Raw genomic sequence first — 12,053 nt, 5'->3', positions numbered from 1 at the left:
TTTTGGCATTACTGCCATAACTGCGCTAGTTAAGTACCGTAAAATGTGATACAGGGGGAGATACTATGACATTGAGCCTTGCCGCAACCCATGCGAAAGGTAAATTTGCCGTTGACAAGATTTTCGGCGCTGCCGGCGCTGCTGCTCAAGCCGTTGCCCAATTTGGCAAAGACAAAGTAGTAAATGCCACTATTGGCTCTATCTTGGATGACAATGAGGCGTTGGTATGCCTGTCCACTGTGGAAAAAGTTTTTCGCAACCTGCCTATTACTGAAGTAGCTAACTATGCACCGATCGCCGGTCTGCCTGACTACTTAGAGGCAGCAACGGCGCTGGCATTCGGTGAAAACCGCCCTGATGCCTACACTAATGCTGTAGCTACTCCTGGCGGAACAGGGGTAATTCATCATACCATTTGGAACTATTCGGAGATAGGCGATACTGTTTTGACTTCCGACTGGTATTGGGGCCCGTATAAAGTGTTGTGTGAAGAGGCCTTGCGCAAGATTGCTACCTATACCTTGTTTGATGAAAATCAAAACTTCAATATCAAGTCGTTTGAAGCTAAAGTTAATGAACTGCTGGCTAAACAAAACAGTCTGGTAACTCTTATCAATACTCCTGCTCACAATCCTACCGGTTACAGCTTAAGTGATAGTGAGTGGGACCAAGTGTTGGAGGTTGTTAAAACAGCAGCCAAAGATCAGTCTAAACGCCTGGTAATAATGGTCGACATCGCTTATATTGACTATGCTGGTGAGCAAGAGCAGGCCCGCGCCTTCATGAAGAAGTTCGGTAACTTGCCGGACAATGTTCTTATCATTTTAGCGTTCAGTATGTCTAAAGGCTTTACGATGTATGGACAGCGCACCGGGGCTATGATCGGTATTTCTAAAAGTAAAGACGTAATCAAAGAATTTGGGGATATTAACCAGTTCTCTAGCCGGGCAACATGGTCCAATGTCAATCGCGGTTGTATGCGTCTGTTGACTACCATTTATAATGATAAATCGTTGCTGGCTCAGCTAAAAGAAGAGCGCAGCCAATACTATAATATGATTCGTGAACGGGCTGATATCTTTATGCGGGAAGCCAAGACCGCTAATCTTAACATGCTTCCGTACATTGCCGGCTTTTTCCTGACCATTCCGTCAAAAAATCCTGATGCCGTTTGCAACAAGTTGCATGACGATAATATCTTTGCCGTGCCGCTTGCTAAGGGCGTCCGCATTGCTGTATGCGCCGTACCGTCAGCTAAAATCACCGGCATGGCCGCCAAAGTGGCACAGGCCATGGCTGCAGTCGAATAACCCCGTCTAGTAAAGAGAATTTCTCACGCTGCTTCCCGTCACCCTTTCTCGCCTAGCTACATAATATACAATAAGCAAAATTTTCTTATGCATGTATGAGGTGAGAAAATGGCTAACGTTATGGCAATTGCCCATATTCAAGGCGGTCCTCTTGCTCCGAATATTAAAGGGACTGTGTCATTCCGGAGTGTTCAGGGTGGCACCAAAGTAACGCTTGAGGTGTGGGGTTTGCCCCGGTACCAGCCGGCGGTAAACGGAAAGCAGCCAATCGGTCCTCACGGTTTTCACATTCACGAATCCGGCAGTTGTAAAGTCGGCGACCCAGATAACCCGTTTATGGCAGCCGGCGGTCACTGGAATCCCGATAACCAACCGCATGGCAATCATGCCGGCGATTTACCTGTGCTATTCTCCAATCACGGTTTTGCCTATATGTCTTTTTTTACCGATAAATTTTCTGTTTCCGAGATTATTGGTAAAACTGTTATTATTCACGAAAATCCTGATGACTACCGCACCCAACCGGCAGGCAACGCTGGGCGCCGGTTAGCGTGCGGCGTAATCAAAAGGCGGTACGATATTTAACATTTACTTTATGACCAGACGTTAGGGATAAAATAGAAAAGCTTAAAAAAACTGGCGCTAGATTGGCGTCAGTTTTTTTTACCATTGTTGGCACGCTGATGCGCGGGAAATACTATTTTTAAGGAGGTGATAACAATGAATTGGCGCCATGAAAGCATTCTTGACGGCACTACCTTTGAGTTTCCCCGTACCGGTTTCTGGATTATTCATGTTTTCGGTGGGCTTTTTCTCATGTTATTAGGCATGCGGACGGCGGTCAGACGGGCACCATTGCCTATTGTTGCTTATCGCCTGCTCAAAATGTTACGGCAATAAGATGAGTAAGAGCCAAAAACCGGTAACTGCCAAATGCAGCTGCCGGTTTTTGGTTATTTTAATTTTGCCGGAGGTCGCCTGACCCCTGCAGCAGGAACTTAGGGGAATATAGTTGAATTATTCTTATATATTGTGTAGAAAGAGAGTTCATCCGATGACTAAGTCCCTGGATAAGGTCACTAAACTTCAGATGGGGTAATATTTTATCTGAAGCTAAGTCTCTCTTTAGCGCATGACAAGGAGGCTTGCAGGTGGCAGAGAAGATTACCGTAACATTTTCCAACGGCCGGACTGCCGAGTATAGCAAGGGTGTTACCCTGGTAGAGGTGAGCCGGGATGCCGCCCACAGGTATACCACGCCGGTAGTGGCCGCCAAAGTCAATAACGAAATTAGGGATTTGCAAAATGTCTTGGAACAGGACAGTGTGGTAGACTTTTTTGACCTTCGTACTGATGTCGGGATGAAAGTGTACCAGCGCAGCTTGACCTTGGTGCTTATCGCTGCTGCCCAGGAACTATTCCCCGGGTGCGAGACGACTGTTGAACATTCATTAAGCAAAGGCTTGTATTGCGAACTGTACCACGGACGGGAGGTAACTCCTGAAGATATCGTCCGGCTTGAGCAGCACATGCGGGAGATTATACTTGAGGATCGCCCCATTGTTCGTGAAATTTTGCACAGAGCCGAAGCTATCGAATTGTTTAAGGCAGTTGGACAACAAGAAAAAGTCAGTCTGCTTGAACAGCTTGACCGGGAAAAAGTCAGTATTTATTACTGCGGTCAGGTTTATGATTATTTTTACGGCACAATGACGCCGTCTACCGGCTATTTGAAAGTATTTGAACTTAAATATTATCCGCCAGGCATTATTTTACGGTTCCCGGAAAAAGACAACCCTGACATACTGCCGAGATTTGTGGAAAACCCCAAGTTATTTAAAGTATTCCAGGAAGCGGATCGATGGGGGAATATCCTTAGATGTGGTTATGTAGCTACTCTCAATGAGTGCACCCGAAACGGTAACATCAAAGATATCATCAGAGTAGCCGAAGCGCTGCATGAGAAAAAAGTTGCTCAGATTGCCGACTTTGTTTCTTTAAACCGTAACGAGGTGCGGGTTATCTTGGTAGCCGGACCGTCGTCGTCCGGTAAAACAACTTTTGCCCAGCGCCTAAATATTCAACTCAGGGTCAACGGTGTGTGGCCTGTGCCTATTTCGCTTGACGATTACTTTGTTGACCGCCATAAGACGCCGGTTGATGAAAACGGCGATTATGACTTTGAGGCTATCGAAGCCATTGATCTAGAATTATTTAACTCACATTTAGCCAGGATTTTAGCCGGGGAGGAGGTTGAACTGCCTACGTTTAACTTTAAAACTGGTAAGCGGGAATACCGGGGGCACCGCATTAAAGTTGATAAAGGTCAGCCAATAATTATTGAAGGCATTCACGGACTTAATGAACGCCTGACAAGTTCTGTTCCCCGGCATTGTAAGGTAAAAATTTATGTCAGTGCCCTAACTCAACTGTCGATCGACAATCATAACCGTATTCCGACAACCGACACCCGCCTTATCCGCCGCATTGTCCGCGACAGTCAGTTCCGGTCGCATGATGCGCTCATGACGCTCAAAATGTGGCCGTCAGTTCGCCGCGGTGAAGAACGCAATATATTCCCGTTCCAGGAAGAAGCTGATGTTATGTTTAATTCAGCGCTTATTTATGAACTGGCGGTACTCAAGAAATACGCCGAGCCGCTCTTAACCAAGGTTACGCGGGAAAGCCCCGAGTATTCGGAAGCCCGGCGGCTTTTAAACTTTCTGGAGTATTTCAATTCGGTTGACGATGACGAAATTCCGCATAATTCAATATTACGGGAGTTTATCGGTAAATCGTGTTTTTACAGCCATTAAGAAAATGTCAAATACCCTGCCACTGCAGCGGCAGGGTATTTGCATTCGCGCACATGTCCGGGCGGAGATACTATTGATGTTTCGTGTTAAAGTTAAGCTTGCGGGCCAGTATGGCGGCTATTTTGCTTGTACCTGTCATGGCAGGCATGCCTTCATGATAGTGTCCAAGCTTGGCCAGAATAGAATATACCTGCGGGTTTTCCACAGGGGTATGGGCATGGGAAGAATTGCCGTAATTGTTGACATGAACAGTGCCTTGTTCAGGGGGAATAATCCGGCCAGGACCACCAACGCAGCCGCCTTTGCAGGCCATGCCTTCAATAAAGTTGGCCGCGAGCTTGCCGGTTCTGATATCATCAAGCAGTTTGGTGCAATCAGGTATGCCGTCGGCTTTGACCGGGACGAACTTTTCGGCACGGCGGGGAATGAGCTTCTCCAAGGTTGTACCGACTGCCGCGCTGACGCCGCCTGTCCGGCCATAGACACGGCCGCCCCATGATGCTACTGCGTTTTCCTCATCCGGTTCATCGGCGGGATTGATATTTGCGGCCTCAAAAATAGTGGACAGTTCCTGGAAGGTCAGGACAAAATCAATAGCTCCTTTAAGGTCTGGCAACTGAGCTTCCGATTTTTTAGCTACACAAGGGCCGATAAATACCACTTTGGCGTCAGGTTCAAGTTCTTTAATAACCCGGCCGGATGCAATCATAGGCGAAACTGACGGTGAAATATGGCCTGCAAGGTCGGGGAATTTATTTTCGATTAATTTAATCCAAATCGGGCAGCAGCAACTGGTAATTAAAAAGTCGTGTTCATCATCTTTTACGTGCTCATCATATTCAAACGCCTCTTTTATAGTGATAAGGTCGGCATAGAGCGCGGTTTCAACCACTTCGTAAAAGCCTAATTTTAGCAGGGAACTACGCAGTTGGCCGGCAGTTACGTTAGCGCCGAACTGGCCGGCAAATGCGGGGGCAACTGAAGCATATACTTTATGAGTATTTTGCCGGAGCATTTTAATCAATGGGACAAACTGCGACTTTTCCGCTAAGGCGCCAAATTCACAAGCATTAATACAGTAGCCGTCATTAGCGCATTTGTTTTTATCAATTGAGGGTCTGCCAAGCTCGTCACGGGCGATAGCGCCAAGCGGGCAAGCAGTTTCGCAGGTTGGATTTTTGCAGTCTTTGCAGGCTTCCGGGTTGGCGATAACAACCGGTTCGCTGCCCATGCCCATGAGGGCTTCTTCGTCGTATTCGTTGATTACTTCTTCAGAGTTATTAGGTTCAAGTCCCATGGCAATGCGAATTTGGTTGGCGACAAGACGCCGGGTAGCCTTATCTTCAAATTCTGACTGAAGCAAACGGCAGATTTCTTCTTTACGTTCAAATAATTGGCCTTCCCAGGCGGCTTTAGCCACTTGGTACAAAATTCGCGGCCTGATATTAAGATCGGGAGGCATTTTATTTACCATAGTTATCACCTGTCCATTATTGAGATATTTTTCTATATGAAATCCAATAAAGATTTTTTCTAGGCGTGTTGTTAGTAACGCTCCACCGCTGGCGCTTGACTTACGCTTATACTAACAACACGCCTGTAAATTTTTACTGGATACTATATAGCAGTAATTTGACGTTTTTTGTAGAAATTCCTGTTGTAGTTTATGTAATTCTTTGATATTGTAGTAGCTGGTTCTGAAATATTATTTAGGAGACGATTATGCACAAAAAACATCAAACGCAGTCTGCTTTGAAAAAAGACCTCAATCTACTGGCGGCAACGGCGCTCGTGGTTGGTATGGTCATTGGTTCAGGTATTTTTATGAAGCCGGGTAAAGTTATTGCCGCTGCCGGAGATTCGACACTGGCACTGGCTGCCTGGGTTTTAGGCGGTATTATTACAATTGCCGCCGGCCTCACTGTAGCCGAGCTTGGCGCTCAGATTCCCAAAACAGGGGGATTATATACTTATCTTGACGAAGTATATGGCAAGATGTGGGGTTATTTGTTTGGCTGGGTGCAGACGCTAATTTACGGCCCGGCGACAACCGGGGCACTTGGTCTTTATTTTGCCTCGTTGTTACTGCCGTTTTTTAATCTGCCGGAAACCTGGAAACTGCCTGTTGCGATTGTTACTGTGGCTTTTCTGGGAGGGGTAAGCGCACTGGGAACAAAATACGGCGGCTTTATTCAGTCTTTAACTACAGCCGCCAAGCTGGTGCCCATCGTACTGATTGCTGTGTTCGGGCTGTGGCAGGGTAACGGCCGGATACTTAATATGGCTAACGGCATGACTGAAGCTGCCGGTATGGGTGCGGCCATTTTGGCAACACTTTGGGCTTATGACGGCTGGATTAACGTCAGCTTTATGGCTGGTGAGATGAAAAATCCGGCAAAAGAGCTGCCGCGCTCCATAATTGTTGGCTTATTAATAGTTATTATCGCTTATCTTGCGGTTAATATGGCGCTATTGCATGTGTTGCCTGCTGCAGAAATCGCAGCTTTGGGGCAACATGCCGCCGGTACTGTCGCCGGGCTGTTGTTTGGTGAAATGGGCGGCAGGCTGATTAGTGTCGGTATACTGGTTTCTATCTTTGGCGCGCTTAACGGCTATGTCCTGACAGGTGCCCGCGTGCCTTGGGCTATGGCGCAAAACGGTTTACTTCCCGGTTCCAAAATTTTGGGCCAAATTCATCCGCAATCCGGCGCGCCGGTGAACTCCCTAATACTGGGGGTAATTTTGTCAGTAGCGCTTATGACGTTAGGCGACCCTGACCGCCTGACCGATGTGGCCATGTTTATTATTTGGATCTTTTATATTTTGGCATTTGTGGCGGTATTTGTGCTACGCAAGCGTTATCCGGACGCCAAACGTCCGTATAAGGTGCCAGGCTATCCGGTGGTGCCGGCTATTGCTATTGCCGGTTCGGTATATATTGCTTTCAGTATGCTGATCAACAGTCCTGCTGATGCTCTATATGCGCTGGGTATTACATTTGCCGGCATTCCGGTATATATGATATTGAAAAAAAATAAATAGAAAAAAAGAGGCTGTCTCAAAAAGGAGGCAGTCTCTTTTACTTTACTCCTCACAGTTTTCACACGGCCCCTTTGCGTGCCGCCTTTGGTGATCTTATTAGGAAATGAGGATAACAAACCGAGCTTTGGATACATTATTGAATAACATTCAAGATTGCTGCCAACATCCTTATTTTTCCAATAGATAAAACAATAAGGATGTCTTGGAAATAATGGCAAACTATGAGGTGAAACAATGGAGCAAGTTTGCCCGCTGTGTAACGCTATGCAAACAGTTGCGGAAGAATGTCCCTATTGCGGCAACAATATAGTTGACGGCGGTTCGCTTAACAATTATCTCGGTCCTTACAGTCCGTATATGGAAGCCAAGTCACTGCCGTTGCAACCTGAGGGGTATTGTGTTCATCTTGTGTACTGTCCGGAATGTCAATATGATGCCCGGCTGGCGGTGGCGCTTGTGACAATTTAGGCATAAAACCGGGTGGGAGGACAAATACTAAAAAAAATTGGAAGGAGTGAGTTTTTGATGTCTAATCCTATAGTGAAATGTACTGTTGATCAATGTACGCATTATATGCCTGGTGACCAATGCATGGCCGCTAAAATCAGCGTTTATAATGATGAAATGAAGGGTACTTCGTCTACGTTCGGGGAGACTCTTTGTAAGTCGTTTCATCATCGTAAAACTATGGGCGACATGGTTGGCGCTCTGCATAATGCCAATATTGGCGGTACCATGTCGGCGGCTTTTCTGGAAGGCACGCAAATTACTCCTGCGGTCGAATGTTTTGTTGCTGGTTGTAAATACTGGGAAAACGGCAACTATTGCAACGCTGAGCAAATCCATGTAACCGGGTCTAATGCGTCTAAAACCACTGATACCGACTGTAATACTTTTGTACCTAAAGACAAATAATAAAAATAGATAACAAAACGCCGGGGCGCATGCGCTCCGGCATTTTTATTACATGTTTATCTTAGTCGACGAGTTAAGGCTTCCGCCTCTATAGGCGGCGTTACTTCAGGTCGGGTAGAGTTCCACCTCAAGACTCGATGTTCAGCTGTGCTGAACGAGTTCACTAGTGGTGGCTGTGGCCGCTGCACTGGCAATTATCGTCATGGTCAACCAACTTGATGCAATCAAGTTGGGCTTTCACCTGTGCTCTAATATGATCGATATATTGCCGGCGAAGAACAGCCTGCTCAGCGCGCTCATTGTCTGTCAGACCGGTATCCCGGCTTTTTTTGGCCAATTCATTTATTCTGGCGATTAGTTCCGGAGTTATCATTAGTAATGACCTCACTTTTTCAGAATTACTATCTACAAAAAAAATACTAGCAAATTATTGACAAATGTGCAAGTTGGGTTGAAAATCATAGTTAAGGAAAAATAATTGTCAATTTTAGCAATGTAAAGGATGTGGATATTATGAACAAATGGCGGTGCAATGTTTGTGGTTACATACATGAGGGGGACAAGCCGCCGGCGGCTTGTCCGGTCTGCGGTGTCGGTCCGGAAGAGTTTGTTGAGGTTAGAGAAGCAGCAAAGGAGACTAAGACGGCAGGTAAACGCTGGAAATGCACAGTTTGCGATTATATTCATGAAGGAGATGCGCCGCCTGACAGATGCCCGCTCTGCGGTGTCAGCTCCGAATTATTTATCCTGTTAACAGATGATGTTCAGGTGCTGACGCCCGAAGCTGTTGCTCAGGCTGGAGTGGATACCGCCAGCGCGGCCCTTGATAAAGTAAGTTACGGTTTGTATATCGTAACTTCTGTTAAAGATAATAATATTAACGGCCAATGCTGTAACACGGTGTTTCAGCTTACCAGCAAGCCGTTGCGTATTTCGGTTTGCCTCAACAAAAATAATCTTACCCACGAGTATGTAATGGCCAGTGGCGTATTTGCCGTGTCAGTGCTGGGTATTAATCAGATGGAAGCAGTCCGGCGGTTTGGGTATAAATCGGGTCGTACCAGTGATAAATTTGCCGGCATTGAATATATTGCCGGACGAAACGGCTGCCCGGTTCTTAAGGATTGCCTGGCATATATTGAAGCCAAGGTACTCGCGGAAAAAACCGTGGATGTAGGTACTCATACGTTGTTTGTGGCTGATGTTACTGCCGGAAGAACGGTAGCAAATGAAGAGGCACTGACATATAGTTTATACAGGAGGAGTAAGTAGAGACTGACTATAAACGCTCAGGCTGAACATTTCTAGTCGGCTCTGCGTCGGCTATCCATACTTATGCGTAAGGATTTATGTTGGAGAGTGCACAATTTTGCACCTGCCATGTGCGGCAGGTGTTTTTTCTTTACATATACTTCTTGGCTTTTAGAGAAAAACGAGTATAATATTATCATACCGTTTAAGGAGATACTATATATTTATGGAGTGTGAGAATATGAAAACTGTCATAACAATTGTCGGGCAGGACAGGGTAGGTATTATTGCGATGGTCAGCAATATTTTGGCTGAAAATAATATTAACATCCTTAATATCAATCAGAATATTCTGGAAGGTTTTTTTAATATGGTAATGCTTGTCGATATGTCTCAGTCAATTATCAGCCTGAAAGACTTAGGCCAGCTGCTGAGAGACAAAGGCACTGCCATGGGCCTTGAGATTAAAGTGCAGCATGAGGATATATTCCGCGTCATGCACCGTATATAAAAACACAACCAGAAACTGCCCTGTGCATTTCTAATCAGTCTCGTCTTTCGGTAGAGAATTGTTTGGAGGTTTTAATTACATGTTCACAATGCAGGATGTCTATGAAACCAATCGCATGATTGAAGAAAATAAGCTGGATATCAGAACAATTACTCTGGGCATCAGCTTGCGGGATTGCGGCCATCCGGACATTAAGGCTCTTTGCCGCAATATTTATGATAAAGTTACTCGTACTGCCGAAAAACTGGTACAGACAGGTGAAGACATTGAAGCCGAATACGGTATTCCCATTATCAACAAGCGCATTTCGGTAACGCCCATTGCCATTGTCGCCGAAAGCTGCCGTACTGATAGTTATGTGGAAGTAGCACAAGCGCTGGATGCAGCCGCAAAGGAAGTAGGGGTTAATTTTATTGGCGGTTTTTCAGCGCTGGTTGAAAAGGGCTATACCAATGGCGACAAGGTACTGATTCGTTCTATTCCTGAGGCGCTGGCTGTAACTGAACGGGTTTGCTCCTCAGTCAATCTGGCGTCAACCAAAGCAGGTATCAATATGGACTGTGTCCGCGAGATGGGCGAGATTATAAAAAAGACGGCTGAACTCACCAAGGACCGGGATGCATTAGGGTGCGCCAAACTGGTGGTGTTCGCCAATGTTCCTGAAGACAACCCGTTCATGGCCGGGGCTTTCCACGGCGTGGGCGAGCCTGAGACAACCATCAATGTTGGTGTAAGCGGCCCCGGTGTTGTTAAACGGGCCCTTGAAGATGTTAAAGGGCGGGATTTTGGCACAGTTGCTGAGACCGTTAAACGTACTGCCTTCAAGATTACCCGCGTTGGCCAACTGGTAGCGCAGGAAGCTTCGCGGCGGCTGGGACATCCATTTGGTATTATTGATTTGTCGTTAGCGCCGACGCCGGCAGTTGGCGACAGCGTGGCGCATATCCTGGAGGAAATGGGGCTGGAAAGCTGTGGTGCTCCCGGTACAACGGCTGCGCTGGCGCTCCTTAATGATGCCGTTAAAAAAGGCGGTTTGATGGCTTCTTCCCATGTCGGCGGCTTAAGCGGGGCTTTTATCCCGGTGAGCGAAGATGCCGGCATGATAGCCGCTGTTGAACGCGGCAGCCTGACGTTAGAAAAACTTGAAGCCATGACCTGCGTATGTTCGGTTGGTTTGGACATGATTGCTGTACCTGGCGATACTTCGGCAGCTACTATTTCGGGTATTATCGCCGATGAAGCAGCAATCGGCATGATCAACAACAAGACAACGGCAGTGCGCATTATTCCTGTTCCCGGCAAAACAGTGGGTGATAACGTCGAGTTCGGCGGTCTCTTGGGCTATAGCCCGATAATGCCGGTAAGCCGTTTTAAATCAGATGCCTTTATCGCCCGGGGCGGACGGATTCCGGCACCGGTACGCAGTCTTACCAACTAATGAATGCGAGTGCTCCACTTCTCCCGGTTATTACGAGCGCAGCACGGCAATCTTACCATTTTTTCATAAACTATTGCTTTTATGTGATTGGATGAGCGTTTATGCTATAATTAATTAAGAAATGATGCGTCCGCGAAATGAGGGGTGATGAGGGTGGAGGAAACTTTAAAACAACTCCTTGAGGGGCAGCAACAGCTTTTTGAAGGGCAAAAGCAACTCTTTGAGGGGCAAAAGCAGCTTTTTGAAAGGCAAGAGCAGCTTTTCGAAGGGCAAAAGCGACTTTTTGAGGGGCAAAAACAACTTTTTGCCAGGCTGGACAAAGTGGAAAATAAGCTGGACGGGCTGGAGACCAGGCTTGATGGCTTGGAAAGCCAGGTAGCAGAAAACACCGGTATTATCAACGGACTGGTGCACTGGCAAGAGGAACTCAATGCCCAGATTCACGGGTTAGGGCATCATCTGACCAGGATTGAGGGGAAAGTGACCCAGCTTGATGAAAAAACGGACAATCTGGACGCGAAAATCGGTAAGCTTGATGAGCGCCTTAGCATTATTGATGAACAATTGCACCGTATGACAGGTAATGTGAATTTTCTGCTTAAAAAGACCAGTGAACATGAAGAAGATATTTACCGGTTACGCCGGGCACTGTAAAAATCCTGACATTTGGCATGCAACAAGAGGCATATGAGACTGAGCCGCACAGCTTATTAAAGCCGGTACACTGTTTAGTTGACAGCGTACCGGCTTTAAATAACAAGGTTGGTAAG

General features: G+C 46.5%; 13 protein-coding genes. 11 read left to right on the top strand and 2 right to left on the bottom strand.

What is annotated here, in order from left to right:
* The first annotated feature begins 65 nt into the window (after window positions 1-65).
* The 4 genes from SCACP_RS11840 to SCACP_RS11825 all read left to right on the top strand — a co-directional run bounded on the left by SCACP_RS11840 (window position 66) and on the right by SCACP_RS11825 (window position 4,126).
* Entirely contained in the window at window positions 66-1,310 is a 1,245-nt protein-coding gene (locus SCACP_RS11840) for an aminotransferase class I/II-fold pyridoxal phosphate-dependent enzyme (protein WP_425057790.1), read from the top strand.
* Window positions 1,311-1,418: 108 nt separating this feature from the next.
* Complete coding sequence (locus tag SCACP_RS11835; protein ID WP_425057789.1) at window positions 1,419-1,895, top strand: superoxide dismutase family protein; 477 nt, start codon at window positions 1,419-1,421, stop codon at window positions 1,893-1,895.
* 135 nt (window positions 1,896-2,030) lie between these two features.
* A complete protein-coding gene (locus tag SCACP_RS11830; RefSeq protein WP_425057788.1) occupies window positions 2,031-2,210 on the top strand; it encodes a hypothetical protein in 180 nt (59 codons plus the stop codon).
* Between the two features lie 251 nt (window positions 2,211-2,461).
* Entirely contained in the window at window positions 2,462-4,126 is a 1,665-nt protein-coding gene (locus SCACP_RS11825) for a nucleoside kinase (RefSeq protein ID WP_425057787.1), read from the top strand.
* Between the two features lie 70 nt (window positions 4,127-4,196).
* Here the strand turns inward: SCACP_RS11825 and SCACP_RS11820 are convergent, their stop codons facing one another.
* Window positions 4,197-5,600, bottom strand: coding sequence for a [Fe-Fe] hydrogenase large subunit C-terminal domain-containing protein (locus SCACP_RS11820; RefSeq protein WP_425057786.1), 1,404 nt, complete (start codon window positions 5,598-5,600; stop codon window positions 4,197-4,199).
* 248 nt (window positions 5,601-5,848) lie between these two features.
* Between SCACP_RS11820 and SCACP_RS11815 the strand changes: the two genes are divergently transcribed.
* The 3 genes from SCACP_RS11815 to SCACP_RS11805 all read left to right on the top strand — a co-directional run bounded on the left by SCACP_RS11815 (window position 5,849) and on the right by SCACP_RS11805 (window position 8,083).
* Window positions 5,849-7,168, top strand: a complete 1,320-nt coding sequence (locus SCACP_RS11815) for an APC family permease (protein ID WP_425057785.1) — start codon at window positions 5,849-5,851, stop codon at window positions 7,166-7,168.
* A gap of 234 nt (window positions 7,169-7,402) precedes the next feature.
* A complete protein-coding gene (locus SCACP_RS11810; protein ID WP_425057784.1) occupies window positions 7,403-7,636 on the top strand; it encodes a hypothetical protein in 234 nt (77 codons plus the stop codon).
* 57 nt (window positions 7,637-7,693) lie between these two features.
* Complete coding sequence (locus SCACP_RS11805; RefSeq protein WP_425057783.1) at window positions 7,694-8,083, top strand: DUF1540 domain-containing protein; 390 nt, start codon at window positions 7,694-7,696, stop codon at window positions 8,081-8,083.
* Window positions 8,084-8,246: 163 nt separating this feature from the next.
* On the opposite strand, the gene SCACP_RS11800 is transcribed toward SCACP_RS11805, so the two are convergent.
* Window positions 8,247-8,456 carry a DUF896 domain-containing protein gene (locus SCACP_RS11800; RefSeq protein WP_425057782.1) on the bottom strand — a complete coding sequence of 70 codons (210 nt, stop codon included), beginning with the start codon at window positions 8,454-8,456 and terminating at the stop codon, window positions 8,247-8,249.
* Window positions 8,457-8,596: 140 nt separating this feature from the next.
* Between SCACP_RS11800 and SCACP_RS11795 the strand changes: the two genes are divergently transcribed.
* The 4 genes from SCACP_RS11795 to SCACP_RS11780 all read left to right on the top strand — a co-directional run bounded on the left by SCACP_RS11795 (window position 8,597) and on the right by SCACP_RS11780 (window position 11,937).
* Window positions 8,597-9,355: a flavin reductase gene (locus SCACP_RS11795; protein ID WP_425057781.1), complete on the top strand. Its 759-nt coding sequence runs from the start codon at window positions 8,597-8,599 to the stop codon at window positions 9,353-9,355.
* Window positions 9,356-9,575: 220 nt separating this feature from the next.
* Window positions 9,576-9,845, top strand: a complete 270-nt coding sequence (locus SCACP_RS11790) for an ACT domain-containing protein (RefSeq protein ID WP_425057780.1) — start codon at window positions 9,576-9,578, stop codon at window positions 9,843-9,845.
* Between the two features lie 79 nt (window positions 9,846-9,924).
* Window positions 9,925-11,283 carry a PFL family protein gene (locus SCACP_RS11785; RefSeq protein ID WP_425057779.1) on the top strand — a complete coding sequence of 453 codons (1,359 nt, stop codon included), beginning with the start codon at window positions 9,925-9,927 and terminating at the stop codon, window positions 11,281-11,283.
* Window positions 11,284-11,436: 153 nt separating this feature from the next.
* Window positions 11,437-11,937: a hypothetical protein gene (locus SCACP_RS11780; RefSeq protein ID WP_425057778.1), complete on the top strand. Its 501-nt coding sequence runs from the start codon at window positions 11,437-11,439 to the stop codon at window positions 11,935-11,937.
* Window positions 11,938-12,053: the final 116 nt, after the last annotated feature.

This window comes from Sporomusaceae bacterium ACPt, from assembly GCA_041428575.1.
GTDB lineage: Bacteria > Bacillota > Negativicutes > Sporomusales > Sporomusaceae > Sporomusa_D > Sporomusa_D carbonis.
The sequence above is the reverse complement of the archived record's forward strand: the minus strand, read 5'-3'. Positions and strand labels throughout refer to the sequence as shown.